The 26,216-nt window shown below is 44.5% G+C and carries 33 protein-coding genes and 1 riboswitch; of the genes, 14 read left to right on the top strand and 19 right to left on the bottom strand.

The window, feature by feature from the left end:
• Window positions 1-5: 5 nt before the first annotated feature.
• Window positions 6-377, bottom strand: coding sequence for a VOC family protein (locus H7968_RS03910; protein WP_227394922.1), 372 nt, complete (start codon window positions 375-377; stop codon window positions 6-8).
• Window positions 378-503: 126 nt separating this feature from the next.
• Between H7968_RS03910 and H7968_RS03905 the strand changes: the two genes are divergently transcribed.
• Together H7968_RS03905 and H7968_RS03900 are read left to right on the top strand one after the other, a co-directional pair.
• Window positions 504-944, top strand: a complete 441-nt coding sequence (locus H7968_RS03905; RefSeq protein ID WP_227395084.1) for an 8-oxo-dGTP diphosphatase — start codon at window positions 504-506, stop codon at window positions 942-944.
• 133 nt (window positions 945-1,077) lie between these two features.
• On the top strand, window positions 1,078-2,304 hold the full coding sequence (locus H7968_RS03900) for a dicarboxylate/amino acid:cation symporter (protein ID WP_227394921.1): 1,227 nt from the start codon (window positions 1,078-1,080) through the stop codon (window positions 2,302-2,304).
• A 131-nt stretch (window positions 2,305-2,435) separates the two neighbouring features.
• On the opposite strand, the gene H7968_RS03895 is transcribed toward H7968_RS03900, so the two are convergent.
• Window positions 2,436-3,479, bottom strand: coding sequence for a Fic family protein (locus H7968_RS03895; RefSeq protein ID WP_227394920.1), 1,044 nt, complete (start codon window positions 3,477-3,479; stop codon window positions 2,436-2,438).
• Between the two features lie 151 nt (window positions 3,480-3,630).
• Complete coding sequence (locus H7968_RS03890) at window positions 3,631-4,491, bottom strand: pirin family protein (RefSeq protein ID WP_227394919.1); 861 nt, start codon at window positions 4,489-4,491, stop codon at window positions 3,631-3,633.
• Between the two features lie 120 nt (window positions 4,492-4,611).
• Here H7968_RS03890 and H7968_RS03885 point away from each other — a divergent pair, with 120 nt between their 5' ends.
• Window positions 4,612-4,944: a winged helix-turn-helix transcriptional regulator gene (locus H7968_RS03885; protein ID WP_227394918.1), complete on the top strand. Its 333-nt coding sequence runs from the start codon at window positions 4,612-4,614 to the stop codon at window positions 4,942-4,944.
• Between the two features lie 122 nt (window positions 4,945-5,066).
• Window positions 5,067-6,521, top strand: a complete 1,455-nt coding sequence (locus tag H7968_RS03880; protein ID WP_227394917.1) for a PAS domain-containing protein — start codon at window positions 5,067-5,069, stop codon at window positions 6,519-6,521.
• Window positions 6,522-6,553: 32 nt separating this feature from the next.
• Here H7968_RS03880 and H7968_RS03875 read toward each other — a convergent pair whose 3' ends face one another.
• The 10 genes from H7968_RS03875 to H7968_RS03830 all read right to left on the bottom strand — a co-directional run bounded on the left by H7968_RS03875 (window position 6,554) and on the right by H7968_RS03830 (window position 15,395).
• The gene (locus tag H7968_RS03875; protein WP_227394916.1) at window positions 6,554-7,471 is read right to left on the bottom strand and encodes a PhzF family phenazine biosynthesis protein; all 918 of its coding nucleotides are present in this window, start codon (window positions 7,469-7,471) and stop codon (window positions 6,554-6,556) included.
• Window positions 7,472-7,488: 17 nt separating this feature from the next.
• The gene (locus tag H7968_RS03870) at window positions 7,489-8,424 is read right to left on the bottom strand and encodes an EamA family transporter (protein WP_227394915.1); all 936 of its coding nucleotides are present in this window, start codon (window positions 8,422-8,424) and stop codon (window positions 7,489-7,491) included.
• 16 nt (window positions 8,425-8,440) lie between these two features.
• Entirely contained in the window at window positions 8,441-9,175 is a 735-nt protein-coding gene (gene phnC / locus H7968_RS03865; protein ID WP_227394914.1) for a phosphonate ABC transporter ATP-binding protein, read from the bottom strand.
• An 11-nt stretch (window positions 9,176-9,186) separates the two neighbouring features.
• Window positions 9,187-9,939, bottom strand: a complete 753-nt coding sequence (gene phnE, locus H7968_RS03860; protein WP_227394913.1) for a phosphonate ABC transporter, permease protein PhnE — start codon at window positions 9,937-9,939, stop codon at window positions 9,187-9,189.
• A gap of 11 nt (window positions 9,940-9,950) precedes the next feature.
• Window positions 9,951-10,853, bottom strand: a complete 903-nt coding sequence (phnD, locus tag H7968_RS03855) for a phosphate/phosphite/phosphonate ABC transporter substrate-binding protein (protein ID WP_227394912.1) — start codon at window positions 10,851-10,853, stop codon at window positions 9,951-9,953.
• A 311-nt stretch (window positions 10,854-11,164) separates the two neighbouring features.
• Window positions 11,165-11,887, bottom strand: coding sequence for an energy-coupling factor transporter transmembrane component T family protein (locus tag H7968_RS03850; RefSeq protein WP_227394911.1), 723 nt, complete (start codon window positions 11,885-11,887; stop codon window positions 11,165-11,167).
• Window positions 11,850-13,262 carry an ABC transporter ATP-binding protein gene (locus H7968_RS03845; RefSeq protein WP_227395083.1) on the bottom strand — a complete coding sequence of 471 codons (1,413 nt, stop codon included), beginning with the start codon at window positions 13,260-13,262 and terminating at the stop codon, window positions 11,850-11,852. Before H7968_RS03845 ends, H7968_RS03850 begins: the two co-directional genes overlap by 38 nt.
• Window positions 13,231-13,803: an ECF transporter S component gene (locus H7968_RS03840; protein ID WP_227394910.1), complete on the bottom strand. Its 573-nt coding sequence runs from the start codon at window positions 13,801-13,803 to the stop codon at window positions 13,231-13,233. Before H7968_RS03840 ends, H7968_RS03845 begins: the two co-directional genes overlap by 32 nt.
• Window positions 13,804-13,807: 4 nt before the next feature.
• The gene (locus H7968_RS03835) at window positions 13,808-14,386 is read right to left on the bottom strand and encodes a Ykof family thiamine-binding protein (protein WP_227394909.1); all 579 of its coding nucleotides are present in this window, start codon (window positions 14,384-14,386) and stop codon (window positions 13,808-13,810) included.
• Between the two features lie 81 nt (window positions 14,387-14,467).
• Window positions 14,468-14,572, bottom strand: a riboswitch (TPP riboswitch).
• Window positions 14,573-14,807: 235 nt separating this feature from the next.
• Window positions 14,808-15,395 carry a TetR/AcrR family transcriptional regulator gene (locus H7968_RS03830; protein ID WP_227394908.1) on the bottom strand — a complete coding sequence of 196 codons (588 nt, stop codon included), beginning with the start codon at window positions 15,393-15,395 and terminating at the stop codon, window positions 14,808-14,810.
• 173 nt (window positions 15,396-15,568) lie between these two features.
• Here H7968_RS03830 and H7968_RS03825 point away from each other — a divergent pair, with 173 nt between their 5' ends.
• From H7968_RS03825 to H7968_RS03815, 3 genes are read left to right on the top strand one after another with little or no spacing between them, the layout of a single operon-like run.
• Window positions 15,569-16,285, top strand: a complete 717-nt coding sequence (locus tag H7968_RS03825; protein ID WP_227394907.1) for an ABC transporter ATP-binding protein — start codon at window positions 15,569-15,571, stop codon at window positions 16,283-16,285.
• Between the two features lies 1 nt (window position 16,286).
• Entirely contained in the window at window positions 16,287-17,378 is a 1,092-nt protein-coding gene (locus H7968_RS03820) for an ABC transporter permease (RefSeq protein WP_227394906.1), read from the top strand.
• Between the two features lie 42 nt (window positions 17,379-17,420).
• A complete protein-coding gene (locus H7968_RS03815) occupies window positions 17,421-17,756 on the top strand; it encodes a PH domain-containing protein (RefSeq protein ID WP_227394905.1) in 336 nt (111 codons plus the stop codon).
• 317 nt (window positions 17,757-18,073) lie between these two features.
• Here the strand turns inward: H7968_RS03815 and H7968_RS03810 are convergent, their stop codons facing one another.
• Together H7968_RS03810 and H7968_RS03805 are read right to left on the bottom strand one after the other, a co-directional pair.
• Window positions 18,074-18,235, bottom strand: coding sequence for a hypothetical protein (locus tag H7968_RS03810; protein WP_227394904.1), 162 nt, complete (start codon window positions 18,233-18,235; stop codon window positions 18,074-18,076).
• Between the two features lie 107 nt (window positions 18,236-18,342).
• Window positions 18,343-18,708, bottom strand: coding sequence for a winged helix-turn-helix transcriptional regulator (locus tag H7968_RS03805; RefSeq protein WP_227394903.1), 366 nt, complete (start codon window positions 18,706-18,708; stop codon window positions 18,343-18,345).
• Between the two features lie 157 nt (window positions 18,709-18,865).
• Between H7968_RS03805 and hxlA the strand changes: the two genes are divergently transcribed.
• Together hxlA and hxlB are read left to right on the top strand one after the other, a co-directional pair.
• A complete protein-coding gene (hxlA, locus tag H7968_RS03800) occupies window positions 18,866-19,498 on the top strand; it encodes a 3-hexulose-6-phosphate synthase (RefSeq protein WP_227394902.1) in 633 nt (210 codons plus the stop codon).
• 3 nt (window positions 19,499-19,501) lie between these two features.
• The gene (gene hxlB / locus H7968_RS03795) at window positions 19,502-20,056 is read left to right on the top strand and encodes a 6-phospho-3-hexuloisomerase (protein ID WP_227394901.1); all 555 of its coding nucleotides are present in this window, start codon (window positions 19,502-19,504) and stop codon (window positions 20,054-20,056) included.
• A gap of 370 nt (window positions 20,057-20,426) precedes the next feature.
• On the opposite strand, the gene H7968_RS03790 is transcribed toward hxlB, so the two are convergent.
• Both H7968_RS03790 and H7968_RS03785 read right to left on the bottom strand, forming a co-directional pair.
• Window positions 20,427-20,627, bottom strand: coding sequence for a helix-hairpin-helix domain-containing protein (locus H7968_RS03790; protein ID WP_227394900.1), 201 nt, complete (start codon window positions 20,625-20,627; stop codon window positions 20,427-20,429).
• Window positions 20,628-20,643: 16 nt separating this feature from the next.
• Window positions 20,644-21,138, bottom strand: a complete 495-nt coding sequence (locus tag H7968_RS03785; protein ID WP_134374263.1) for a hypothetical protein — start codon at window positions 21,136-21,138, stop codon at window positions 20,644-20,646.
• A gap of 179 nt (window positions 21,139-21,317) precedes the next feature.
• Between H7968_RS03785 and H7968_RS03780 the strand changes: the two genes are divergently transcribed.
• The 5 genes from H7968_RS03780 (at window position 21,318) to H7968_RS03760 (ending at window position 25,036) form a co-directional block, all read left to right on the top strand.
• Entirely contained in the window at window positions 21,318-22,295 is a 978-nt protein-coding gene (locus H7968_RS03780; RefSeq protein ID WP_406566359.1) for a ring-cleaving dioxygenase, read from the top strand.
• Between the two features lie 391 nt (window positions 22,296-22,686).
• Window positions 22,687-23,016, top strand: coding sequence for a sigma factor (locus tag H7968_RS03775; RefSeq protein ID WP_227394898.1), 330 nt, complete (start codon window positions 22,687-22,689; stop codon window positions 23,014-23,016).
• Window positions 23,017-23,043: 27 nt separating this feature from the next.
• Complete coding sequence (locus H7968_RS18150) at window positions 23,044-23,277, top strand: RNA polymerase sigma factor (RefSeq protein WP_406566358.1); 234 nt, start codon at window positions 23,044-23,046, stop codon at window positions 23,275-23,277.
• Between the two features lie 2 nt (window positions 23,278-23,279).
• The gene (locus H7968_RS03765) at window positions 23,280-24,254 is read left to right on the top strand and encodes a DUF4179 domain-containing protein (protein WP_227394897.1); all 975 of its coding nucleotides are present in this window, start codon (window positions 23,280-23,282) and stop codon (window positions 24,252-24,254) included.
• Between the two features lie 305 nt (window positions 24,255-24,559).
• Window positions 24,560-25,036 carry a DUF2975 domain-containing protein gene (locus tag H7968_RS03760; RefSeq protein WP_227394896.1) on the top strand — a complete coding sequence of 159 codons (477 nt, stop codon included), beginning with the start codon at window positions 24,560-24,562 and terminating at the stop codon, window positions 25,034-25,036.
• 94 nt (window positions 25,037-25,130) lie between these two features.
• Here the strand turns inward: H7968_RS03760 and H7968_RS03755 are convergent, their stop codons facing one another.
• Together H7968_RS03755 and H7968_RS03750 are read right to left on the bottom strand one after the other, a co-directional pair.
• Window positions 25,131-25,706, bottom strand: coding sequence for a nucleotidyltransferase domain-containing protein (locus H7968_RS03755; RefSeq protein ID WP_406566345.1), 576 nt, complete (start codon window positions 25,704-25,706; stop codon window positions 25,131-25,133).
• Window positions 25,703-26,200, bottom strand: a complete 498-nt coding sequence (locus H7968_RS03750; RefSeq protein ID WP_227395080.1) for a GNAT family N-acetyltransferase — start codon at window positions 26,198-26,200, stop codon at window positions 25,703-25,705. Before H7968_RS03750 ends, H7968_RS03755 begins: the two co-directional genes overlap by 4 nt.
• Between the last annotated feature and the right edge of the window lie 16 nt (window positions 26,201-26,216).

Here is a 26,216-nt window from a genome sequence, read left to right as displayed (position 1 = left end):
CTCCCTTACTGACTTTGTTCGACTTCACTCATCAAAGCATGCGTATTTCCTTCCGTATCATGAAAAAAGGACATCCAGGTTTCTGTTGTGTCCATTTTAGCGATCAGATGGGGGGCACTGATAAAAGTGATACCTCGCTTCTGATGAGTGCTGCTCGCTTCATGAATATCATTTACATTAAAGTAAACGACTGATCCGGGGTGGTCAAACGTTTCGTTTTCCGGCAATGTCAGCATCAGCCGAATGCCGCCGGTTTCAAAAAAGGCCATTGAATCTGTTTGAAAAAGCAGGTTCAAATTTAGTTTGTTCTGATAAAAATCGACTGCTCTTTCAATATCTTGTACGGGTATGCCGATTTGTCCAATGTTTTGTATCATGTTAACACTCCTTGGATATTTATAAGTTAGTAATTCTCCTCCCAAGAAGGTTTTCCTCCTTTTTAGAAGAATAGTAGGTAGAAGACATCTTTAGGGGGAGCAGCTGTGAATATTAAGTTTTGGACGATGTGTATGATTGAAAAGGATGATAAGGTTCTGATGATTGACCGTCAGCATGGTGATTTTCAGGGGTTTATTCCGCCTGGTGGGAAGGTTGATTTTCCTGAGAGCTTTTCGGATAGTGCGATTCGGGAGGTTAAAGAGGAAACCGGGCTTGCAATCAATAGCATGATCTATAAAGGGTTATATGAGTATGTCAATCCGCAAAAACAGGATCGTTATATGATTTTTCATTATTTGACGGATGATTTTGAAGGAGAACTGCTGGCGCAACCGCCGGAGGGTGAACTCGTGTGGGTGGATAAAAAGGATCTCTCGTCACTTCCCATGCAGGATTCAGTGCGCCGCCGGATCCCATATTTTTTTCAAGAGGGCACCTTTGAAATCCATGTGGAGTGGGACGGCATCAAGGATGGTGAACGTGAAGTCCGCATCCGTGAATTATAAAGTTTTTTCTGAAGAGCAACTCTTTTGACTTCCGAACAGTTCTGTTATACGGTTAATCCCGACCAAATGAATCTGAATAAATTGCTTTCGTAATGAGCAATTTCGATACAGAACTGAAAAAGGAGGGATTGGCATGAAGAAATTGTGGAAAGGGTACTTGAAGACCTCACTCATTCTGAAGATTACGGTTGCGCTTGTGCTTGGTGTCGTGACCGGGCTTGTTTTCGGTGAAAGTGCTTCGGCATTAACACCGCTCGGGGATCTTTTGTTAAACCTGTTAAACTTTCTGATTTTGCCATTAATTTTATTTACATTAATTGTAGGGGTGAACCAGACGCAGCTCAGCTCGCTTGGACGGATGGGCGGGAAAACGTTCCTGTATTATACCGCGACCTCTGCGTTTGCGATTGTTGTCGGCTTGACGGTCGCGACGATTTTCTCACCGGGAACAGGGCTCTCTTTGCCAAACGAAACATTTGAAGCGCCTGAAAATCCGGGTGTGATCAGTGTTCTGTTGAACATTGTGCCATCTAATATCGTGACGGCTTTTTCTGAATATAATCTGCTCGGGATCATTTTCACAGCGATTGTGTTCGGCATTGCGATTTCTTACCTGCGCTCATCCTCTGAGCACCAGGCGCTTGGGGAGCAGGTATATAATGTAGCGAATGGCCTGAACGAAGCCACGCTTACGATTATGAAAGGCATTTTGCAGTATGTACCGATCGGTGTCTTTGCGATTGTTGCGAATACAGTAGGAAGCCAGGGGCTGAATACGCTTCTTGAGCTTGGAAATGTGGTAGCCGTGCTGTATGTGGGAATTGCGGTTCAAATCGTGATTTACATTCTGCTGATGCTGGCCTTTAAGATCAGTCCAAAAGCGTTTTTCTCTCAGGCGCGCACGCCGATGCTGACTGCTTTTGTGACGCAAAGCAGTTCAGGGACACTCCCGATTACACTGAATGCGGCTAAAAACCTTGGCGTTTCTAAAAGCTTATACGGCTTCAGCCTGCCACTTGGTGCGACCATTAACATGGATGGCGCGGCGATTCGTATCGCGGTATCCGCTGTCTTTGCGGCAAACGTGGTAGGAGAGCCACTCGGTCTGACTGAGATGCTGATGGTCGTGCTCGTTGGAACACTTGCTTCGATCGGAACCGCGGGTGTGCCGGGAGCAGGAATTGTCATGATCGCGACAGTCTTTGCCCAGCTCGGACTCCCGATGGAAGCCGTTGCACTGCTAACAGCGATTGACGCACTCGTCGGAATGGGTGCAACCATGCTGAACATCACAGGAGATCTCGTTGGTACAAAAATTATTGACCAGACAGAAAAGAAAAAAGGGGCTCAAACTGCCTGATTCATTTTCGCCACAGTTCATAGAGCTGTGGTTTTTTCATGAAATGCATCCTAAAACTACGTCAAAAACATACTCAAAACAAATAAACTCACTCATTTGATGGTTAAATGAGTGAGTTTATTTAATTAATGTTATGTTTTTCTCCATTTTGCATTACGTCCATGCTCAGAAATTTCGATTCTATTATTGCTTTTTAGTTGCTGAAGTACACGTGTTATGGTGGATTCACTTACATCAGGACAGGCATTTTTTATATCTTCTTTTGTAAAGAAACCAATTTTATTTTCAATGAAGCGCTCTACACGCTCGCTTTTCCCGCCTTTTTTAGATTCTACTAACCCTACACGATCCTCCAGCTGTTTGTATGCAGCAATGATAGTGCCAAGCAGATAATGAATCCAAGGGAAAATATTGTTTTTATTTTCATGCCAGTCCATAGATGAAATACGAAGTGATTCGTAGTAACCTTCTTTCGTATCCTCAATAATCTTTTCAAGGCTGATATATCGTCCCACTTCGTACCCAAAATGATAAAGAAGCAGAAGTGTCAATAGCCTTGCCATACGAACATTGCCATCGTTGAATGGATGAATGCAAAGAAAATCGAGTACAAAAACAGCAATCAGAATAAGCGGTTCTACATGATCTTTCCCACGGTTGAGTTTGAATTCAAAACAGAGTTCTTCCATCGCTTTAGGTGTTTCAAAGGCTGAGGTTGGCTGAAATCGAATTCTTTTTTCACGTGTTGGTAATGTCTCAGTAATAACATTATCACTGTTTTTCCATGATCCACCCTCAAATGACAGATACTTGTATATCATTCGGTGCAACTGTAAGAGAACATTGGGTTCAATGGTAATCGCCTCATGAGATGAATGGATTAAGTCGAGGACATCGCGGTAACCAGCAATTTCTCCTTCAGAACGATCCATAGGTTCGGTACTTTTATCCATAATGCTTTTTAACCGTTTGTCCGTCACAATGATTCCTTCAATCGCATTTGATGCTTTTGTAGATTGAATCACTGCAACACTTCTCAAGGTATTTAGCAGCTCTGGAGCCTGCCTGATATATAAATCCTGTTTTCCTTTGTACTCGTTTATACGTGAAATTAATCGTAACGTTTCCATTGGATAAGAAAGTTCTTCAAGAAAATCGTAATTGAATGCTCTCATTTCCTCACCTCGTGACTGACATTGTACTCAAATTATATCAAAAACATACTCAAAACAAATAAACTCACTCATTTGGTGGTCAAATGAGTGAGTTTATTTGAAAACGGGGGACGGAGCGACTGAAAAGACACAGGCGCTCCGTCCCCCTGTTTTATTTCCTTGCAGGTGAGCCGAATTTACCTTCCTGGAAGTCGCGGTAGGCCTGCTTGATTTCTTCCATATTGCTCATCACAAAAGGACCTTGTGCGATGTATTCCTCTTTTAAAGGAACGCCTGAGTATAGCAGGAGACGTGCGCGGCTTTTTGCGCGGATGACGAGCTCACTTTCTGCTTCTGTGCCGTCTTCTTCATAAGTGAGTGTTGCCACATCTGTTTTGGCAAGTGCAATGCGTTCTTCGCCGACTTCGATTTCGCCCGCTGTCATGTATAAAAAGGCATTATGGTTTTCGGGAATGACGTGTTTATATTCAGCCCCGGCTTTTAAATGAATTTCGGTCATGGTGATTGGAACAAGACTTTTCATCGGACCGGTAACGCCTGCGATATCGCCTGAATAGACGCGCACGCTGCCACCTTCAAATGTGACGACAGGGGCGTCCTCCACATACACATTTTGATAAGAGGTCGTGGTCGTTCTCAGTTCATGTGGCAGGTTGAGCCAGAGTTGAAACGTGTGAATCAGATCATCATCAACCGCTTCCTCGCCGTGTCGTGCTGCCCATCCTGCATTCATATACTGAACATCACCGGCATCTAGCACCGAGTGTCCGCCGTGATTATCAATATGCTCCAGACGTCCATCGACCACATAGGTAATAGTCTGAAATCCGCGGTGCGGGTGATCAGAAAAAGTACCGCGTTTAAACCAATCATCCGCCATCAAAATGAACGGATCAAATTCCTCCTTGCGATCAGGGGGTAAAATCCAGCCCTGCTGCACATGAGGATAACCATACTGATTATATTGGACACGCCAATGATCCTTAACCGAACGTTTGAAACGATCTGCCATGATAACAACAACTCCTCTAAATGGTTTCTCTTTCTAGTGTCTCATATACCCCTAATTTTTATAAGTAGGCACAATAATGTGGTATAGTATCAAAAAAGATACTATGCATGAGGTGATACGATGAAAACGCCTGTAAATCCAAACCAGTGCCAGGTTGTCACAGCTCTGGATATGATCGTGGGTAAATGGAAGCCCATTATCCTGCAGCACCTGATGGCCGAAGACACACTCCGATTCAATGAATTGAGAAGAAGAATCCCGGATATCACACAACGCATGCTCACCATGCACCTGCGTGAGCTCGAAGAAAACGACATCATCCACCGTGAAGTCTACCCGCAGGTGCCGCCAAAAGTCGAATACTCCATGACAGAATACGGCAAAACCCTTGAGCCGATTCTACACGCGATGCATGAGTGGGGGATGGCGCATCTGGAGCGGATGAAGAAATAGGGGACGGAGCGGGTGTTCCTTTTTGCAAAAAAGAACACCCGCTCCGTCCCCAAGAAATAATTAACTTTTCAAAATCTTTCAAAGGGACTATAATTTGTTAAAACGAATGTAGGAGAATCGCCATGATTTCTGCGATGAATGATGTGATACAGATCATGACGGCACTGGATCAGCATTTGCTGGTGTCGATTTCAGACCGGGATTGCCGGATTATATATGTGAATGAGCGTTTTTGTGAGGTTTCTAAGTATGATAAGGATGAGATTATAGGCCGTACGCATGATTTTCTCAGGAGAACGCCACCAAGCGATGCGTTAAGGGCCTCGGTCTGGGAGAAAGTTTCTAAGGGCAGGACCTGGGAAGGGGAGCTTGAGCTCGTAGCAAAAGATCATACGCTCTACTGGGTTCACGCAACGATCGTTCCTTTTCTGGGCGAAGACGGCCTTCCCGAACGCTATATCACGTTCAGAACAGATATTACAAAGCGGAAATTAAAAGAAGATGAACTTCTCAATACTCACCAGCATCTAAATCAAACACTTTCTGAGCTGAATACAGTAAAGGATGCGATTGCAGAATCGTCTTTTATCGTTATTTTTAATGAATCGGGAAAGGTTCAATATGTTAATGATCTTGTATGTGAATTATCACATTATGAGAGAAATGAGTTGCTTGGAGAGACGTATCGCCTGCTTGACTTTACCTATCACCGTCGCTGCTCCATTCAAACGATTCTTTCTGTGTTGAATAAGGGAGAGGTGTGGAGAGGAGAGCTGAAGCATAAAGATAAATTCGGCCATGAATTTTGGATTCACGGCACGATTATTCCTTGTAAAAATGAAGCGGGTACGTGCTACCGATATGTCGGCATCGGCAACAATATCACAGAGCTTAAGCATTCAGAAGGGCTGCTGCTCAGAAGTGAAAAGCTCTCTGCACTTGGTGAACTTGCAGCAGGGATCGCCCATGAAATCAGAAATCCATTGACTACCCTAAAAGGCTTTACTTCTCTGCTGCTTGAAAATGAAAAAGAAGCAGATAAGAAGCTCTATATTCATTTGCTAAAAGAAGAAATTAACCGGATTGATCAGACCGTTAATGAACTGATGTCACTTGCCAAACCGAAGCCGCTCACGTTAAAGAAATCGAATTTACATGAGCTGATGCAGCAGGTATGGTTGTTTTTACAGCCTGAACTGCTGCTGCATGCCATTGAGATTGAGTGGAAAAAATCAACGACTGTTGTGACGGATTGCGAGGAGAATCAGATTAAGCAGGTGCTGATCAATGTGATGAAAAATGCGATTGAAGCCATGAACCGTGGAGGAACGATCTATTTATCTCTATATCAGGAAGAGGATCAGATCTTTATCCATGTGGAAGATAATGGGCCTGGTATCCCGGAGGAACATCTACGCATGCTTGGAAACCCGTTTTATACGACCAAAACGAATGGAAATGGTTTGGGTCTTTTAATGTGCAATAATATCATGAAAAATCATTTTGGCCGTTTTGAGATTAAAAATAGAGAGGAAGGGGGCACTGTGGTAACACTGGTGCTGCCTTACAGACCATAAAAAAGAGCGGTACCCCCGCTCTTTTGCTATTCCTATACGTATAGTTCTCCCGCTCCGACGATCATAGAAGGCCCTCCGATTTTCACCTGAACGATCTCTTGACCATTTGTTTTGACCTCTATTTCAATGAAGCTCGGACGTCCCATTTCAAGTCCCTGCTCGCTGACCATCGTGAAGTGATGATTACTTGCGGGCTGTACCAGACCGTTTTTTACAAGATAGGCTCCGAGTGGACCGCTTGCCCCGCCTGTAGCAGGGTCCTCCGCAATCCCCATCGCAGGTGCAAACATTCTGCTGTGAACATGGGAGTCAGCATGCTCAGTTTCTGTTGAAAAAGCGAAAATATGCTGCGTTTCATCATTTATGCTGAAGTGCTGTTCCCATACATCTGTACGGAACTGGATTTTTTTCATGGCTTCCAGTGAGCGGATTGGGATAAAGAGAAACGGTACACCGGATGACACAGTCTGAACGTGTAAATGATCACTCAGATCCTCTTCTGACAGTGAAAGTAGTGCCGCTGCCAGTTTACGATTATCGAAAATTGAACCAAACTGCGGAACTGGCTGCTGCATCTGAACCGATGTAATCGTGCCGTCTTTTTGCGTGACGGTCACCGGAATATCTCCGACACCCTCTTCGAGCACCCAGCTGTTTTCGCCCTCTTTTACATCAATCAGCCCTTTATCAGCTAATAAAAAGGCCGTGCCAATCGTGGGATGACCAGCCATCGGCAGCTCCATCTGAGGAGTGAAAATACGAAGTTTCTTCTGATTGCTTCCGTTTGATGGAGGCTGAACAAACACAGTTTCTGATAAATTCAGTTCTCTGGCAATTTGCTGCATCTGTACATCATCCAGCGGCTGTTCTTCATAAAAAACAGCAAGCTGATTGCCTCCAAATGGCGTTGTGGTAAAGACATCAAGCAAAGAGTATGACAATGTTTTCAATCGGTTTCATCCTTTCCTCAAGCTGTTTTTCGTTCTGATTGAGCAGTGGCAGGTGTTTCTTTCACAACAGATAAATAAATGACCATCAGAATAATCAGAGCAGCTCCTGCGACCTGAAATAAACCAAAAGTCAGCTGAAGCCACAACACGGAAGTGACAATCGCAGCGAGCGGCTCAATACTTCCGAGCAGGCTCGTTTCCTGCGGCTTTAAAAAGCGCAGGCTTTCAAGGTAAAACCAAAAAGCAAGCATCGTGCCAAAGACAATCACAAATCCGAGTGAAACTAGTGTAGGGCCGGTCCAGCCTGTCGTATTAATCACCCACGGGGGATGGATCAAAGCCATCGTTGCACCGCCGATCAGCATACCCCAGCCAATGACGTTGAGCGACCCCCATTTAGCCAGAAGGTCTCCGGCATAGAGGGTGTAAAAGGCAAGAGCCACTCCGGACAGCACGCCCCAAATGATCGCACCAGCAGGAACAGATAAAGTCTGAATAGAGCCGTTTGTCAGCAGCAGATACGTACCTGACAGTGCCAATAACACCCCGATCAGATCGCGGCCTGTAAACCTGCTGATGCGCCTGAAAATCAGGTAGGAGAGAATGAACACAGGTGCCAGATATTGAAGAAGGGTGGCGACAGCAGCATTCCCGAGATCAATCGATGCCATATACGTATACTGCACGCCAAGCATCCCTAGAATACTGAAGGTTACCAGTTGAATGACAGCTGATCGATCCCTCCAGATCCTGATGACGTTCGCTTTATTTTTCGTTGTCATGGCAATGAGCAGCAGCAGCGCGCCGGCTAACAGCAGACGCACGGAAACGAGCCATTCAACCGGAATCTGCTCTGTTTCAAACAGTCTTTTTGCTACTGTTCCGCCTACACCCCAAAACGTAGCACCGAGCGTCACCAATAGGATACCGATCCATCTATCAGGTTTGTTCATTCTCAATCACCTCCTGTTATGCATAAGTTTGATCGTATTCTTCCTGTGTAAACTGTTCCGGTTCTCCATCAAAAATCACGTGACCATCCTTTAACGCAATGATCCGATCTGCGTACTGTTTCGCAAGCTGAACATCATGCACGTTGATGATCGTTAACAGACCAAGAGAACGATGCATGCGTGTAATCAGCCGGAAAATCTGATCAGCTGTTCCGGGGTCAAGGCTTGCAACGGGTTCATCTCCAAGTAGAATAGCCGGCTCCTGCATCAGTGCCCGGGCAATGCCGACACGCTGTTTTTGACCTCCGGACAGCTTTTCCACTTTGCGCTTCTCGAGATCTGATAAACCGACTTCTTTTAATATTTCGCGGGCCCGTTCCATTTCCTGCTTTGAAAAAACACCTGTCAGATTCTTTAACGAAGAACGGGAGCCAAAAGATCCGGTCAGCACATTTTGCATCACAGATAGTCGCGGAATGAGATTGAAGTGCTGAAAAATCATACCGGATGAGCGGCGAACCTGTCTGATTTTAGTCCCTGAAAGATCAGACAGTGATTTTTCGTTTACCAGCACAGTTCCGGATGTGGGCGGCTGCAGACCATTCAGGCATCGGATAAAGGTTGATTTACCTGCACCGCTTTTTCCGAGCACACAGACGAACTCCCCTTTAGAAAAAGAAAGGGTGACATCAGCCAGGGCAGGGGCTTCTGTATTTGGATAGCGGACTGAAAGCTGTTGTGTCTGAATCATACAGGGCCTCCTTAAATGACTCGATTTCGAATATAGCTCGTCAGAAAATCAATGGCGATCACCATGACCATGATAATGAGCACGTCAAGTGCGACTGAGCTGTATTGAAAGGTTTTAAAATCGTTGAATAAACGCTGTCCGATCCCGCCGCCCCCGATAAATCCGAGCACGAGAGAGGTCCGGATCGCCACTTCGAAACGGTAAAAAAAGTGTGACAATACATTAGGCCAGATTTGTGGCAGAATGCTGAAGAAATGAGCGGTCCATTTCCTTGCACCCACAGCCACCATGGCTTCCTGAGGCCCGGGATCAGCCGCCTCGATTAATTCAGAGATCAGCTTTCCAAGCACCCCGATGTTATGAATCATGATCGCAATAACAGCGGGAAACGGCCCTAGACCAAGCATCGTCAGCAATATAAGACCGATCACAATCTCAGGAACCGAGCGGATAAAGCTCAAGACGACGCGCCACACATGAAAAAATCCGGTTGGCGCTGTATTTTTAGCGGCCAGGAAGCTGATGGGAAGGGAGATTAAAAGCGCAAAAAAGCTCCCGAGAAACGCCATCGCCAATGTTTCACCTGCATCTTCAAGCATGAGAGGAAGCCTGGAGAAATCCATCGGGAACCATTGACCTAGAAAATCAATCATATTGCGAAAATCACGGAATTTGGCTAAATCAAATTCCGTGATACGCATACTGATAGTCACCAATACGGTCAAAACAGCAACATAAAGAAGATGTCTTTTTTTAAACCACAAGGTGATCAGCTCTATTCATTTAAAATGCCCTGTTTTTCAGCGGCATCCAGGATACTGTTATAGTCTTCAGGTGTAGCTTCCGTGAATCCTGATGCACCAAATGCGTCGAGGATTTCAGGATCTTCAATCGCAAGGAAGGCGTCCTGTAAGGTCTGGATCGTTTCTTCATCAGTACCTGCTGTCACAGCCCAAGGATACTGGAACAACGGCTCCGATTCCCAGATGACTTTCAGCTGGGATTCATCAATTTTACCGGATTCAATCAGCTGATTATAAATCGCACTGTCAATCGCACCGGCCGTTACCTGTTTATTCTGTACAGCAAGCGCAGTTGCATCGTGTGATCCTGTAAAGCGGACTGTATTAAAATCATAGTCGTCCTCAGACTCATAAACACCGCGATCCTGCAGTTCAATAGAAGGAATCAGAGAGCCGGATGTCGAGTTGGGGTCACCAAAAGCAAAATCAACTGCCGCCGGATCGTTTAATAAATCTTCGATTGTTTCGTATGACTCATCAGTATGAGTAATGATATAGGAATGATAAAACGGCTCGCCGTCCACAAGCTGGGTGATGATCGCTTTTGCATCACTGCGTTCCTGGGCAATGACATACGTCAGCGGTCCAAGATACGCCATGTCAATCTGATCATAATTCATTGCTTCCACGACGCCGTTGTAATCAGGATACACATCAATTTTCGTTTCTCTGCCAAGCTCCTCAGTCAAAATGTCCTGAAGCTTGTTCATCGCGCCTTCCATTTCGCCCTCGGTCTGAGCTGGAATGACACCAATCGTAAAGGCCTCCTCATCGGAGCTTCGTTGGTCGCTGTCCTCGCTGTCCTCAGCATTCCCGCAAGCAGCAAGAATCATGGCTGTCGAAAGCGCAGCCGCCGTCAAAAAACGTTTTTTCATAAATAAGTCCTCTTTTCAGATGAATTTTCTAACATGAATAATTTTATGCTTATTGATGGGGTGTGTAAAGTGGGGATGAGTGTAGAAGAGGGGTCTGTCCATGAAGTCTACGGTAGACTTCAGGACAGACCCCAACTCTGCGATAGTCCAAATGGCACAATCCTGCGAAAGGGTGCTGATATTTTGCGAACGTCATCTATCATTCTACGAACCAACTTGAATATCTTGCGAACCAGCATCGATATCCTGCGAACAACGGCCGAAATCTTTCGAACCTCTTCACGTCTACATATAAAAAAACCGGCTACTCCCTATTGAATAGCCGGTCCCATGATCCCTGCATAGATACTGATCAAAACGAGTGCCAAAAACATGATCGTCATCCAAATGTCTGTCCGTCCAATTGCTGCTCTCCGGTAAAACGTACGGTCACTTTCACCGGTAAACCCCCGCGCTTCCATCGCAAAGGCAGTCCGTTCCGCTTTTCTCACAGCACCGGCCAGCATCGGAATCAGCACGTGTCGCATCGTGAGCACCCGTTTAACAGGCGACTTAGGCTTCACGATACCCCGCAGCTCCTGCGCCTGCTGAATCTGAACAAATTCATCCTTCAATACAGGAAGAAACTGATACCCGACCAAAATGCTGTAGGCGATCTTCGGCGAGAGCCTCAGCTGCTGCATCAGGCTCAGAATGAAGTCAACCGGTTTTGTCGTAAAAACAAATAGTAACGACAAACTGGAGAAGGCCAGCACCCGGAAGCTCAACGATAAAGCCGTGCCGAGCGGGTCAGCATTGTCATTGCCAAAAACAAGCGTGGTCCAGAAATAGCCGACGGCACCGAGTAAAAACGGCAGCATCATCAGCCCCCAGATCTTCCACGACACCTTCGCAAATGCGAGCTGAAACAGCACAACACCAAAAAAGAATACGAGTGGTGTCCATGGATTGAAGAAAAACGCCATCGTCATCATAGAAATCGTGATGATCACAAACTTAATAGAAGGATTCATGCGGTGCAGCCACTGCCGCATAGCGCTCACCCCCCGCTGGAGCCAGTAAACGGTGTGCGCTTAAAAGCTCCTTATTCTGCCAAACCTGCCCGGGCGAAAACACGCCTGTCAGCTGTCCCTCGCGCAAAAGTAACACCTGATCAGCCACGCGCGCAGCAAAGTTCATATCATGCGTGACGATCAGGAAAGTTACGCCTTCGTTCGCCCTTTCAATCAGCAATGACTCAAGCTCCTGAAGGGCCGCAGCATCCTGTCCGGCAGTTGGTTCATCCATAACAATAACCGGTCTGCCGTCACATAACATGGCACCGATGGCTACGCGCCGCTTCTGACCATGACTGACTGCAAAAGGATGAGCGTCCGCCACTTCGTTCAAATATAAGCGTTCAAGCATGTGATCCACATTTGAACCTCCACCAAAGGCAAGCTCCTCATGAACACTTTTTGTTAAAAACAGAAATTCGGGAGACTGCGGCACGTAACCGATTCTGTCAGGTTTCACACTGCCCCCGGTAGATTTTAAGCCGCACAGCGCTTTTAAAAGTGTAGACTTACCACTGCCGTTCGGTCCGGCAAGCACCGCGATCGAGCCCTCTTTCAATGAAAACGATACAGGTGAGAGGATAGGCGAGACAGCGAGCTCATGAACATTTAAACTCACGGCCGCCTGACTTCTCACCTGCCGAAGTACTTGAGGGCGCTCATGCTTCGGCGCTTCCATCTGCCATTTGCGATCAAAAAATCCATCCCATAATGCGACCTGATGATCGATCGCCACCACGGTAAGATCGCGTGAGGCGTGAAGCCTGCGAAGCCACGCCACAAATTCCTTAGCCGTCACCGGATCTAAATGCGTGAGCGGTTCATCCAACAGCAGAATATCAGGCTCCATGATCCACGCACAGGCCGTTGCGACCCGCTGTTTCTGTCCGCCCGATAAGGTTTGAATCACCGCATGCCTGAATTCACTCAACCCGGTTTCCTCAAGCACAGCAGTAATCCGCTGATCCATGTCTTCAACCGGAATCTTCGCATTTTCCAACGTAAACGCAAGCTCTTCTTCCACAGTTGGCATGCAAAACTGACTGTCGGGATCCTGAAAAACAGTCGCAATCCGCTGATTGATTTCACCAGGTCCATATTCTGAAGCGTCTCGTCCAAACAGCGTCACGCTGCCCGAAAGAATCCCATCACAATTCGCTGGATAAAGCCGATTCAACAAAAACAATAACGACGATTTGCCGCAGCCGCTTGGTCCGGTAATCACAACTTTTTCGCCTTGTCCCACGTGAAAATCCAGCCCGCTGAACAAGGGTTTGTCCGATTCAGGAAACTGAAACGACACGTTCTGTAAATCAATCACATCAGGCATGCGCATCACGTTTCGTAATCGCATAACCACGAAGTGAGCCTGTTGCGAGCAGGGCATCCACTAAATATTTACCGCCAATTCCGGCAATAATCGCACCGCTCATCACGCGAATCACAAACATGAGCAGGACGTATTCAGGTGCCAGCGCTGCAAAACCGCCAAGCAGATAGCCGTAAACAAAGCTGAATATAGCCGCTCCGGCTCCTGCCATCATAAAGACAGCCAGGTTATAGCGTTTGTATCCGGTAGCAGCAAAAACTGCTTCTGCCCCAAGCCCCTGAATGACACCGGCTAAAATCAGACGTGGTCCGACCGCATTACCAAGCATCACTTCAATGGCAGCAGCCATCGTCTCGGGAATCACCGCAGCACCCGGCTTGCGAATAATCGCCATCACAATAATCGAGACAATAAACCAAATCCCGAAAATCCATTCATAGGCGATGGGCCCAATCACCGCTGCCCATACGTTTCCAAGATGTAAAAACATCAGGTAAATAATCCCGAATACAACAGCAAATAGCGACATCAATACGACTTCTTTCAATTTCCACGACTTTAACATTAACTCAGCCCTTATGCGACGGACTGTTAATACTCATTGAAACCGTCATGACCAGGTGACGGTGCTCACCCGAACGCGCCTTTCCAAAAGTCTCTTCATAAAACGCAAATACATCGTGAATATCACCGTGAATGCCGCTCGCATAATGCATGGAATCATTAAAGACACCGCGTTCCTTCGCACGGTCTACTTCTCTATAAATCACACTCATGTAATCAGGGTTATTCATCGGGTAAAGCGCAAACTGTGACGACACATACTGCTTTGTCTCGTCATGATTTTTCACAGCAGGATCAACTTCCATATACACATCACCAGCCGTATCCCCGGGGCAGCCCGCTGAAAAAGTCGCATTCATCGCCACATGCGCACCCGTTTTAGCAGCATGAAGCGTAATCGCTTTAATGACGTTGAAAACGTGCTGCTCCTGTCCGCGAATCACAGTCGACACATCGTCTGTATGACGCCACACAGCCGAAAGATCCGTTGCCTCAAGCGCTCCTTTAATCACCGAAATAAAATCACCTGTCATCGGATGCAGCGAAAACCGGCACCCGACAATGTTACTTGTTCCACATTCCATTTCAACTTCCTCCTTCTGAGCATTTGCATAAAAAAAGACCACATCCGTGAAAGATGTAGCCACTGCTCCTGCTGTATACGAAGAGAAGTCACTACACTTCCTCACGCAGGTATTATCCTGATCGAGTCATAAGGGATCGGAGCCATTGCTCTCATCTCAGCTACATAAGCACCCCCAGTGCAGATAACGGTATGAACTTTTTCTATGCACGATCACTATATCACCTGAAAATGGGTTGCGCAACAGAATAAATCAGCTAATATGCATAATTAAGTGAATTTAATTGTAATATTTAACTTTTTATTCGTTGAAAATAATCTTTTTTCTAAGTGCTTTCCAGCTATAAAAATCTCATGTTTATTTACACACTCATTTCTCTCCTTTTAAAAATACAGTAAAAGAAGTGAACTTCAATGATCTTTCAAGCATTTAACATTCTCATAGGTCCATTCAGGTTGATTTGTACGATCATTCTGGCAAGCTCTTCAGGGGGATTAGTTCTGCCACGCTGAAGCCAGTGCTGAAGAATACCGACTGCAGCACTTGTTACATACGCCATCACGTAATCAATCGGAACAGCCGTGGAAACGGTCTCGTGATCAGTCAGTCTCAGCATATTTCTTTTGATCAGGTCTTTGATTTTTTCCTGAAAAGAAGGATCGATTGCATCCACCAGCAGCATATAAAAGGTGTCAGCTTCCTGATCAACGTAAGTAAACAATTCAGTTGCAAATAGAAGAAGGATATCCGGCTTAGATGACAACTGGTGCATTTTTTCAGTCAACCTGATCGTTACAATCTGCCACAGTCGATCAAGTAATTCCTGTTGAAGTTGTTCAAGCAGATCAAACTTGTCCAGGTAGTGTAAATAGAATGTTCCTCTATTAATTTCAGCCGTTTCGCAAAGATCTCTAACACTGATCCGTGAAAAATCCTTCTCTTTAACCAGTGTTATTAACGCATCATGTATCGCTTTCTTTGTTTTTTTAACACGCAAATCCTGCTTCATCGTCCAGCCTCCTTTTTATTTATTGAAATAATAGACATTTATTTAAAAAGTGTTGATTAATCAACATTTACAACTAAATTAATCATTGAATTAAATTGCCAATTTACTAATATTATAATCAACAGAGTGTTCAATAAGCAATGAGTTGTTGATTAAGAAGGAGTGAAGATGAGATGAAAATAGTAGAGGTTGTTCATGTATCCAAGTCATTTAGTAAGACACCTGTTTTGAAAAATGTTTCTTTTACGCTGGGAGAAGGAGAAATCGTTGGACTAATTGGACCGTCGGGATCCGGTAAAACAACGCTCGTGAAAACGATTATTGGCATGGAAAAAGCTGATGAGGGTGAGGTGATGGTTCGGGGAAAGAGAATGCCTGATCGATTGATGTTAAATCAGTTAGGTTACATGGCACAATCAGATGCTTTGTATATGGAATTGAGCGCAAAGGAACAGCTCCAGTTTTTTGCAAAGCTATATAAGGTACCTGCAAAAGACAGAAATGAGCGTATTCGTGTCTGCATGGCATTGGTTGATTTAGAAAAAGAGCTGAATAAAAAAGTGAGCCAATATTCCGGTGGGATGAAAAGACGACTTTCACTTGCGATGACATTACTGCATCAACCGGAATTACTGGTTCTTGATGAGCCGACTGTTGGCATAGACCCAAGACTGCGAAAAGAAATATGGGAAGAGTTAACGCTATTGAAAGAGCAGGGGAACTCCATTCTTGTGACAACACATGTGATGGATGAGGCAGAACGTTGCGACCGCCTTATTCTTTTACTCGAAGGTCGTGTACTGGCCGCAGGAACTCCAGATGAATTAAAACAGCAATTTCAAACAAATTCAATCGAATCTATCTTCCTTAAAGAAAGAGAAGTGAGTTGATATGAGAGTATTAGCCGTTGCGGGAAGAATCGTTCAACAGATTTTCAGAGATCACAGAACGCTAGCTTTGATGCTGGTGGCACCATTATTTATCCTGACACTGATTTACTTTCTGTTTCAGACAAATCAGGATTCGGTTGCCACAATCGGAGTAGTTAACCTATCAGATTCCATGCTTGAACAGCTTGCAGAAGCAGATATCGATATTGTTTCCTATGCTTCTGACCAATCGGTTCAGGAGCGCTTATTGACAGATGAGCTTGACGGTTATTTTGTATGGGACAATGAAACGCTAAACATTACTTACAATGCCAGCGCTACGACTTCAACCGGAGTAGTAAAAGCACAGGTGGCACGTATGCAACAGCAGCATTTTGCCGGCCAGGTGGAAGAAGTCCTCTCGCGTGCTGCTGAAGCAGGGGTGATTGCTCCTGACCAGACACCGGTTCCTTTAGAAGTTGAAGAGACATTTGCATTTGGACATGACGACACTACTTTTTTTGACACGATCAGTCCTTTTTTAATCGGCTTTTTCGTTTTTTTCTTTGTTTTCCTGATCTCAGGTATCTCCCTTCTTCGCGAACGGACCACCGGCACACTTGAAAGGCTTCTCAGCACGCCTATTAAACGGTCTGACATCGTTTTCGGCTATATTATCGGATATGGAATCTTTGCCATCATTCAAACAGTTATTGTCGTGATTTATAGTACGTATGTACTTGATATTCAAAATACAGGAAGCATCTGGAACGTATTGTTGATCAACAGTTTCATTGCTTTTGTAGCGCTTGCCTTCGGATTGCTGTTATCCACCTTTGCAAACTCGGAGCTGCAAATGGTTCAATTCATTCCAATCGTTGTAATTCCACAGATATTCTTTGCAGGATTACTGCCGGTAGATTCACTTCAAAACTGGCTGCAGACTGTTGCTAAAATCATGCCGCTTTATTATGGGGGAGATGCGTTAAAGGCAGTCATGATTTACGGTCAGGGGATCAATGATATCTATCTCAATCTACTCATCTTATTGCTGATTGGGGTCATGCTGACCATTGTTAATATTCGTGCACTGAGAAAATATAGAAAGATTTAAATGATGTTGATGGGGAATAAAGGGAATATAGGAGGCGGTACGATGCAAATGACATTAAAACATGTCCAGGAACAAATGTCTGAAAATGATCGTATACTTGCCCATATCAGATGTTCCCTGGACACCTATATCTATAGCCGGGTGGCAAGACCGGGCATTCTGGCAGTAACGGAAAAAGAAGTCATTTTTGTAGCAAACGCAGTAGGAGGATATGATCTAGTCGAGCGCTACACGCATGAAAAAATAGAGCGCGCCGCACTGAAAAAGTGGATATTCAGTCCCTACATTTACATGAAACTGCACGGAGGAGCAAAAAAATTTAAACACCTCATGGACGAGAATGGGGACGAACTGGTGGAAATCATTAATCAAAAATGAATAAAACCGATAGAGTTCATTTTCATGATAGTCAAAATCTAAACTTTTATTATCTTACGATTTGTTTAATTGATAGACGTATTCAATGCTTTGAAAAACAACTAGTGACGGGTCATTCCTACGCTCGCCGTGCGGCCTTGGAAACGTGAAGGCGGGCGTACAAACTGGACTGGCCCTGACGGAGATAAAGGCAACACGCCGTAGTGAGTTGATATTGACGTATGGCGAGGGACTGGGAAGTTTGCAAGGCCCGTCCCGGCGTGGTTTATCAATTTAACAAATAAAAAAGAACTCGTACAAAGACCCCGAGTTCTTCTTCACGGCTGAAAAATCAGCACACCCACAACCGCAATCACGAAACTGAACACAACTGAAAAAAACCAGTTCCGTCCCTGCATCGTATTAAACAGCACATTAAACAAAGCACTAATGCAAAAGGTGACAAAAAACACGAACAATATCAAAATAAAAGTCATCATCTTTCATGCAACTCCTATTCACGTGCTTATTACCACTAGTATATCACCGCAGGCTTTATTTAATCGCTCCGAATGTTCCCCCACAATGTCCGGCACAGGCCCCTGATTTATTTCGCGTCAGACTGAATCAGGCTTTCATCTCCAAGAACGTCCTTCACATAATCCTTACCCCAGGCATACATCGCTTCTAAGATCGGCATCAGTGATTTGCCGTGTTTAGTTAAAGAATATTCCACTTTTGGCGGAACAACTGCATACACTTCACGATGCACGATTCCATGCTGCTCAAGCTCCCGAAGCTGGTTAACAAGCATTCTCGGGGTGATTCCCGGAATCAGTTCTTTTAACTCACTGAATCGTTTCGTTCCTTCTTTTCCGAGGTGCCATAAAATCAGCATCTTCCACTTCCCACCGATAATCGCAAGTGTTAATTCTTTTTCACAGTTAAATGAACGTGTTTCAAAATGTGGCATGTGCTCTCCTCCGCCCCGGTATGATCCATTAGTATACTTTTAGACACTATATCACATAAGATTGCGTACTTTCAATTTGGGAACAAGGCTTGTATACTTGCCCACATGCTGTATCAAGACAGCATCATACAATCATTTTAAAAGGAGCGGGTTATCGATGAAATTACAATTAGCATTAGATCTTGTAGACATTCCTGGCGCAATTGACGTGGTAAAGGAAGTAGAGGACTATATTGATGTGGTCGAAATCGGTACACCGGTTGTCATTAATGAAGGGCTTAAGGCCGTAAAAGAAGTCAAGTCGGCATTTCCCAATCTGACTGTACTGGCCGACCTTAAAATTATGGATGCAGCAGGCTATGAAGTGAGTCAGGCTTCTGAAGCCGGAGCGGATATCATTACAATTTTAGGTGCGGCAGAGGACGAGTCGATCAGAGGTGCTGTTGAGGAAGCGAAAAAGCAGGGCAAAGAAATACTGGTTGATATGATTGCTGTAAAAGATATTGAAACCCGTGCGAAGGAGCTGGACGCACTTGGCGTAGACTACATCTGCGTACACACTGGCTACGACCTTCAGGCGGTTGGACAGGATTCCTTTAAGGATCTTGCGACAATCAAGCGCGTCGTGAAAAACACAAAGACAGCTGTAGCAGGCGGAATTAAGCTCGAGCAGCTGCCGGAAGTGATTGAGCAACAGCCGGATCTCGTCATTGTTGGCGGCGGCATCACAGGACAGGATGATAAAAAGGCAACGGCCAAAGAAATGCAAAGGCTGATCAAAGGAGCATAAATGATGAAAACGGCTGACTATGTAACAACCATTGTTGATGAACTGAATCAGTCAACCGGACAAATCTCCAATCAGGATGTGCAACAGCTGGCTGATCAGATCCTGGCTTCTGATAAGGTATTCGTAACAGGAGCGGGCCGTTCAGGATTAATGGGAAAGGCTTTTGCAATGCGTCTTATGCACATGGGTATTGACGCTTATGTAGTAGGGGAGACTGTCACAGCCAATTTAGAAGAGGGAGATCTCCTTGTTATCGGTACAGGTTCCGGTGAAACATCCTCTCTCATTCCTGTCGTGCAAAAAGCGAAAAAGCTAAACGGAATAGTCGCAGCTGTAACCATTACACCCGATTCAACGATCGGTGCATTGGCAGACTTAACCGTGAAATTGCCTGGTGCCAAAAAGGATCAGGAGGACGAAAAGCAGACCATTCAGCCAATGGGGTCCCTTTTCGAACAAACGCTTCTCCTGTTTTATGATGCGGTCATTTTAAGCATCATGGATCAGCGTGGGCTTGATTCTAATAAAATGTATGGAAAACATGCCAATCTTGAATGAAAAAAGAGCCTTTTTACGGGCTCTTTCTTCATTGAAGGTTGGATTTCTAAAAATGATTAATGTTGATTTTTTCAATTTCAGAGACGTAGCAAATGAGTAGTCGTTTTTGATGTCGATAGCACGATTATTTCTGTTGATAGGGGCATTGTTTATGTCGATAGATTCTATCAGAGAGCTGAATTTGTTGAAAGTATTGGATCTAACGTTGATAGGCTCTTGTTTTATGTCGATAGCAAGTAAATTTTTGTTGATCGCATCAATGAATCTGTCGATAGCAGATCATGCATCCATTTAACATAGTGATTTTTAAAACCGAGCCTATCGAGGGCTCTTTTTCATTAATAAATCTTATATAACGTAAAGGCAAGCTTTAATTCGTCTTAAATGAAAGCTGCTGCTTCTCCATCTCTTCTTTTAGCTGGCGGATGGTCTTTGGACCAACGCCGTGCAGGGCAAGAAGTTCTTTTTCGGTATAGTGGGCAACGATTTCAAGTGAATCAATTTCTTTTTGTGCAAGAGCACGTTTTGCAGGCTGGCTCAAATCCCGGGGCAGAGGCGTTTTATTTGTCATGATCATTCACTCCAATCTAAAACAGCATCGTCGGTAAATCCTCGAGCCGCTGATCCGCACTTCTCGGAATACGAAGAGACGGGGTTCCTTTTGTGTGAGCATTCCCACGAATGGTCAGAGTCCGCTTGCGATTCGCCATTTCAATCGTCAGCCATTTACTCGATTCATCAGTCGTCTGGATGCATTCAATGACTTCACTTTCAGTCAGCAGCAGAATCTCTGAGTTGTTCAGGTCATCCTCCCCGCAAATGAAGGCAAATAAATAACGGCCGTCCTGACCAAGCGTCTTTTCAAGCTCGGTATCGTAAAAGAAGAATGTCCAGATTTTCGATTCCGATTTGAGACGGGGCGTAAAGGAATACTTGGCATAAATCAGATAACTTCCCGAATCTTTTTCAAGCGCATAGATACGGCGGTCATTACCGCTTTCCTTCATGACAGGTGTGTAGCCTCTATTCACAAGCTGAGACAGCAGCGCGCCGAAATAAAAATCAACCTTCGGAATCTTCATCCTTGTCCTCCTTTCGTTCTTCACAGGGCTAAATTCAGACTTTGGTCTATTATGAAGGAATTTCGTCAAAAAATGAATAAGGAACACTCCATGAAACAGAATTCTTGCACAAATCATCCGTTCATAAGATGCTAGATGCAGACAGTAAACTGACTTGAAGGAGGGCTTTAAGCATGTCCATTAAAGAATTAAAAGGAATCCACCACGTGACGGCGATCACCAGCAGTGCGGAGAAGAACTATGAGTTTTTTACGTATGTACTCGGCATGCGTCTCGTGAAAAAAACGGTCAACCAGGATGATATCCAGACGTATCACCTGTTCTTTGCAGACGATACTGGCAGTCCGGGAACCGATATGACCTTTTTTGATTTTCCTGGCATTCCAAAAGGGAATCATGGTACAAACGAAATTTCAAAAACATCCTTCCGCGTACCAAGTGATGCGGCGATTGACTACTGGGTCGAGCGTTTTGACCGTCTAGGCGTCAAGCATAAAGGAGTAAAAGAGCAGTTTGGCAAAAAGACCTTATCGTTTGTTGATTTCGATGATCAGCAGTATCAGCTCATTTCAGATGAAGGAAATGAGGGAGTAGCGTCAGGGACACCGTGGCAAAATGGGCCGATTCCGCTGGAGTATGCGATTACAGGCCTCGGACCGATCTTTGTCCGCGTAGCGCAGTTCGATTATTTTAAAGAAATGCTTGAAAAAGTGCTGCTGTTTAAAGAAGTAGCGGAGGAAAAGTCTTTTCACCTGTTTGAAACAGGGGAGGGAGGAAACGGTTCACAAATCATCGTGGAACACAACACGTTCCTGCCGCAGGCACAACAGGGCTACGGAACGGTCCATCATGCCGCCTTCCGCCTTGAGGATCGCGACATGCTCGATGATTGGGATGAGCGCATGAAAGGCTTCGGTTTCCCGACATCCGGTTTTGTAGACCGCTTTTTCTTTAAATCCCTATACGTGCGGGTTGCGCCGCAGATTCTTTTTGAATTTGCCACAGACGGTCCCGGCTTTATGGGAGATGAGCCATACGAAACGCTTGGTGAAAAGCTGTCCCTGCCACCGTTTCTTGAGCCGAAACGGGGAGAAATCGAGGCCGCGGTTCGCCCGATTGATACCGTCAGAAGTACGAAGACATTTGAAAAAGAATAAATAAATTTAGTGAAGCACCCCGTGAAGAGTCATGGGGTGTTTTTTGTTGTGCAGGTAAGATGGGGAGATTGAAGGAATCGAGATTCGAAAAGAGGGAATCCGGTCAGGGAATGAAGGAAATCAGTCGTTGTTGTGAAGGGATAAACAAGGGTTGCGGGAGTAGTGAGGGAATAAATTTCTGAAACGAGTGAATTAATTTTTGAAAAGAAGGATAAAAAATCTGGAACGATTGAATCAGTAACGTTAGTGAAGAAATCACATTAACCTCCTCTATTTGCCGCGAAACCAAGCCGCTTTTCAGCAGGCAGTAACAGCTCCGCGTCCAACCTCGGCTGAATCCAATTTACATAAATCCCAACTTTTTAAAGGACTTCTGATAGCTTTTGCGAAAATGAATCGTATTAACAGGCAGGTACCGAGTAAAACAGGAACGGGGTGTATCATGCAGGAGCACGATCAAAAGCTTATAACCCTTTTACACAATCAAAACGAAGAGGCGATCGCTCTTCTGATTGAGCAGTATGGAGGACTGATTAAATCGATTATCCGAAAGCAGCTCACTGTTGAAGATCAGGATTTTGAAGAATGTCTGGACGATACGATTCTTGCCATCTGGCAAAACATCGGGGCATATGATCCAGCTAAAAATACGTTAAAACACTGGGTGGCGGCTGTAGCGAAATATAAAGCCATCGACTATCAGCGGAAGCAAATCAGGTAGAGGCAAAGAGAGCAGTCTTATGGAGAACTGACGGATGAACTGTTTTCGCAACAGGACGCTCGGGAACAAGCCGACCTTGAAGAGCTGCTCGCTCCCTTATCTGCTGAGGAGCAAAAGCTGTTTCGTCAGTATTATGCCAATGGTCAGTCATCAAAAGAGATTGCTGCAGAGTGGAATGTAAGGGAATCCTGGATCCACAACAAACTCTCACGCGGACGCAAAAAAATCAGACACATGCTGATATCAAGAAGTGAGGTGTAGGGATGAGTATTTATAACGAGTTAAATAACTTGAATCTGGATATAGAAGAATTCGATGAGCTGTCCCATTTCGAGCAGAAGAAATGGGCGCGCAGGGTACAAAAAAAGATCAAACCGAAAAAGCGTCACAATTTAAAGATCATTACTGTAGCGGTCCTCATGCTCTCAGTTATCCCAGTAAGCTTTTACTTATCTGCGCCACTCGTGGCCGACCAGCCACATGTCGGCGGGACCATTGAAGAATTCGTCAATCAGGTTTCACCACCCGATTATTCAGCTTATAAAGTCCAGATTGGAGAAACAGCAGAAAATGAATACGGGAAACTGACGGTGAATGAAATCATGCTCGATGCCGGACGCATCCTGATCAGCTCAACATTTGAGCCGGCTGCCGGGGTGGAGTTTAGTTATAGAGAACATTTATTAGGGAACGCAAAGCTGAACGGCCAGGATATCTCCTATCCATCAGGTGGACAATCTATTGATGAACCGGGAAATGCCTTTACTATCTACTCTGAATTCGATGTCTATGATCTTCCTGAAAGCCAAGACTTTCAATTGGAACTAGAAATAAACAGAGTATTGAGAAGTGAAGTGGACCCTGAAATAATCCAAAATCCATGGACATTTACATTAAACCTTCCAGGAGAGCAAATGAAGAGTCACGTGCAAGAAATCCAGTTAGATCAAACGGTCACATTGTATGATGGACGTAAAGTCGAACTTGAAAAACTTGCAGTGGGTCCAGCATCAGTTTTGGTCATTTTTGATGCAACTGGTCTAGAAGATTCATTTCGATTAAAAATAAATTCGGGCAATGAGTCTGTGATAGATATAAAGACTGATGGTGTTTCGGAGGACTCACTTTCAATGATCAGATATTGGTTTGAAGGGGATATTCCTGAGGAGTTTATTCTTACACCGTATGATGAATTAAACGAAGTAAACTTGGGTGATGAAATCATCATATCTCCTTAAAAAATCCTTTCCTGGTTAATCCGGTTATGTTTTTGTTTTATATGCAATGACTCTCCTTTTAAAAAACAAAAAGTGCCAGGTCATTCTGAAGACTCCTGCGGCAGAGAAGCGACAGGTGAGACAGCGTAGTGCGTAGCACTAGCTGGCTCACCGCGCGGCCGCGGAAAGCGAAGGAATGATCTGGCACGTTTTATTGGCTTCATTATTTTAAAGTGGAAAATTTTCGATTTTTTTGAATAAATTTATCGTAAAACAATAAAAATATGTTATGATAAAACAAAAGTAAATATATGGAGGTGTCAAAGTTGAGTAAAAACTCAATTCGTTTTTTAAAAGCAACACTCGTTATCATCAGTCTAACCATTATCGCATTAAGTGTGTTTTTGCTTCCGTACGCAGCAGACCAGAGTGTGGCAATGGACCCGGCATACGCCTATCTGAAGTGGCCGGTTCTTCTTGGGATTTACAGCACACTGATTCCGTTTTTTATTGCCATTTATCAGTCGTTTTTGCTATTAAACTTAATCCGGCATAAGGCAGCATTTTCACGTCGATCAGCTATCCATTTCAAAACAATCAGCTATTGTGCTCAGGCCATTATCATTTTATATGTTGCCGGAGCCGTCATGCTTGCATCACAAGGTGTGCTTCATCCCGGGATTGCGCTTCTCGGTTTAGGTATCATATTTGCATCAGCGGTCATTGCCATTTTTTCAACCGTGTTGCGAAAGCTTTCGCAACAGGCAGCCGCGATGAAGTCTGAACTGGATTTAACAGTTTAACGTAAAAAAGAACGTCTCTGTTGAACTGCCCCACAAAAATTAGACTAGTGTCTAACTTTTATGGGGCAGTTCACTCTTATGTTCTTTTTTTGTTTCACGTGAAACATTTTAATTCTTTGATCCAGTGGTGACCTGGTTTATGGATCTTTAAGGCATCATTTAGCCAGCATGCCTGATCAATCTGAAGAAGGGGAAGCATGTTTTTGAAATCTTTCTCATCCTTTGCACGCGGGTTAGTGGACTTATACAAAAGTACGATTTCGGGTGCAAGGCAGGGGATTCCACCAAAATGTAAGATGCTTTTTTCGAGTGGTCGTCTAATAGAAGAATCTCTTCTAAACACCCAGTCCTCTGCATCATGTTCATTTAACAAAATTTCAAGCTCTCTACCCTGATAGACACCATGCAACTCATGAATTGGAAGCTCAAGCTGCTCACCATTCCACGAATATAATTCACCCTTTACCACCTTTCGAAACGACCAGTTTGCCAAATATAAAAAAACAGCCTTCTGATCATCTCGTAAAATCCCAATCTCAAGGTCATGATGCTCTCTCGTTTGCCGGCCAACGGCAAGGTCAATCGCCCAACCGCCGGCAATAAACCATTTTTCAGGAAAGTTAGTCATCAATTTATGAACCTCATGACATTCCTCAAAACCATTATTCAAATGATCAAATCCTTTCGTAAAAGAATTTCATCACGTATCGGAATGCCATTCTCACTCATGAGCGGAATAGACGGCTTTTTCTCGCGGGCTTTTTCTACTGCACCCGGAAAAAGTGCGGCGAGATGGTAGCCCCGTCTTTGATAAAATTTCAGCGCGTGAAGATTATCGTTTGTCGTCATCAACTCAATTATCTTAATCCCTTTGCTCAAGGCTTCATCTTCAACCTTGTTCATCAGCTGACTGCCTATTCCTCTGCCTTCTTCCACACTGTCGAGTGAAATCACTTCAATGACATTCTCTTTAATGATATAAGTGACTAATCCAGTAATATGGAGAGCGCTTCCTGTGTAAAAGCCATTCAATGCTGAACAATCATAAGTACCGCTCGATAAAACCATTTCACTGCTTCCCCAATGTTCTTCAAAAAATCTCCTGACCGCTGCTCTATTTTCTTCTGTAATGCGATTCAAAACAGTCACTCCGTTTTTAATCATCATAACATAAAATCCC

The organism is Jeotgalibacillus aurantiacus (assembly GCF_020595125.1).
GTDB classification, from domain to species: domain Bacteria; phylum Bacillota; class Bacilli; order Bacillales; family Jeotgalibacillaceae; genus Jeotgalibacillus; species Jeotgalibacillus aurantiacus.
This window is presented reverse-complemented; position numbering and strand designations above follow the sequence as displayed.

What these genes read in the sequence shown, in the direction of transcription:
- H7968_RS03910 (WP_227394922.1), bottom strand. Translation starts at nt 377, where the DNA reads ATGATACAAAACATTGGACAAATCGGCATACCCGTACAAGATATTGAA.
- H7968_RS03905 (WP_227395084.1), top strand. Translation starts at nt 504, where the DNA reads ATGTGTATGATTGAAAAGGATGATAAGGTTCTGATGATTGACCGTCAG.
- H7968_RS03900 (WP_227394921.1), top strand. Translation starts at nt 1,078, where the DNA reads ATGAAGAAATTGTGGAAAGGGTACTTGAAGACCTCACTCATTCTGAAG.
- H7968_RS03895 (WP_227394920.1), bottom strand. Translation starts at nt 3,479, where the DNA reads ATGAGAGCATTCAATTACGATTTTCTTGAAGAACTTTCTTATCCAATG.
- H7968_RS03890 (WP_227394919.1), bottom strand. Translation starts at nt 4,491, where the DNA reads ATGGCAGATCGTTTCAAACGTTCGGTTAAGGATCATTGGCGTGTCCAA.
- H7968_RS03885 (WP_227394918.1), top strand. Translation starts at nt 4,612, where the DNA reads ATGAAAACGCCTGTAAATCCAAACCAGTGCCAGGTTGTCACAGCTCTG.
- H7968_RS03880 (WP_227394917.1), top strand. Translation starts at nt 5,067, where the DNA reads ATGATTTCTGCGATGAATGATGTGATACAGATCATGACGGCACTGGAT.
- H7968_RS03870 (WP_227394915.1), bottom strand. Translation starts at nt 8,424, where the DNA reads ATGAACAAACCTGATAGATGGATCGGTATCCTATTGGTGACGCTCGGT.
- phnC (WP_227394914.1), bottom strand. Translation starts at nt 9,175, where the DNA reads ATGATTCAGACACAACAGCTTTCAGTCCGCTATCCAAATACAGAAGCC.
- phnD (WP_227394912.1), bottom strand. Translation starts at nt 10,853, where the DNA reads ATGAAAAAACGTTTTTTGACGGCGGCTGCGCTTTCGACAGCCATGATT.
- H7968_RS03850 (WP_227394911.1), bottom strand. Translation starts at nt 11,887, where the DNA reads ATGCGGCAGTGGCTGCACCGCATGAATCCTTCTATTAAGTTTGTGATC.
- H7968_RS03845 (WP_227395083.1), bottom strand. Translation starts at nt 13,262, where the DNA reads ATGCGATTACGAAACGTGATGCGCATGCCTGATGTGATTGATTTACAG.
- H7968_RS03840 (WP_227394910.1), bottom strand. Translation starts at nt 13,803, where the DNA reads ATGTTAAAGTCGTGGAAATTGAAAGAAGTCGTATTGATGTCGCTATTT.
- H7968_RS03835 (WP_227394909.1), bottom strand. Translation starts at nt 14,386, where the DNA reads ATGGAATGTGGAACAAGTAACATTGTCGGGTGCCGGTTTTCGCTGCAT.
- H7968_RS03830 (WP_227394908.1), bottom strand. Translation starts at nt 15,395, where the DNA reads ATGAAGCAGGATTTGCGTGTTAAAAAAACAAAGAAAGCGATACATGAT.
- H7968_RS03825 (WP_227394907.1), top strand. Translation starts at nt 15,569, where the DNA reads ATGAAAATAGTAGAGGTTGTTCATGTATCCAAGTCATTTAGTAAGACA.
- H7968_RS03820 (WP_227394906.1), top strand. Translation starts at nt 16,287, where the DNA reads ATGAGAGTATTAGCCGTTGCGGGAAGAATCGTTCAACAGATTTTCAGA.
- H7968_RS03815 (WP_227394905.1), top strand. Translation starts at nt 17,421, where the DNA reads ATGCAAATGACATTAAAACATGTCCAGGAACAAATGTCTGAAAATGAT.
- H7968_RS03810 (WP_227394904.1), bottom strand. Translation starts at nt 18,235, where the DNA reads ATGATGACTTTTATTTTGATATTGTTCGTGTTTTTTGTCACCTTTTGC.
- H7968_RS03805 (WP_227394903.1), bottom strand. Translation starts at nt 18,708, where the DNA reads ATGCCACATTTTGAAACACGTTCATTTAACTGTGAAAAAGAATTAACA.
- hxlA (WP_227394902.1), top strand. Translation starts at nt 18,866, where the DNA reads ATGAAATTACAATTAGCATTAGATCTTGTAGACATTCCTGGCGCAATT.
- hxlB (WP_227394901.1), top strand. Translation starts at nt 19,502, where the DNA reads ATGAAAACGGCTGACTATGTAACAACCATTGTTGATGAACTGAATCAG.
- H7968_RS03790 (WP_227394900.1), bottom strand. Translation starts at nt 20,627, where the DNA reads ATGACAAATAAAACGCCTCTGCCCCGGGATTTGAGCCAGCCTGCAAAA.
- H7968_RS03785 (WP_134374263.1), bottom strand. Translation starts at nt 21,138, where the DNA reads ATGAAGATTCCGAAGGTTGATTTTTATTTCGGCGCGCTGCTGTCTCAG.
- H7968_RS03775 (WP_227394898.1), top strand. Translation starts at nt 22,687, where the DNA reads ATGAATCGTATTAACAGGCAGGTACCGAGTAAAACAGGAACGGGGTGT.
- H7968_RS03765 (WP_227394897.1), top strand. Translation starts at nt 23,280, where the DNA reads ATGAGTATTTATAACGAGTTAAATAACTTGAATCTGGATATAGAAGAA.
- H7968_RS03750 (WP_227395080.1), bottom strand. Translation starts at nt 26,200, where the DNA reads ATGATTAAAAACGGAGTGACTGTTTTGAATCGCATTACAGAAGAAAAT.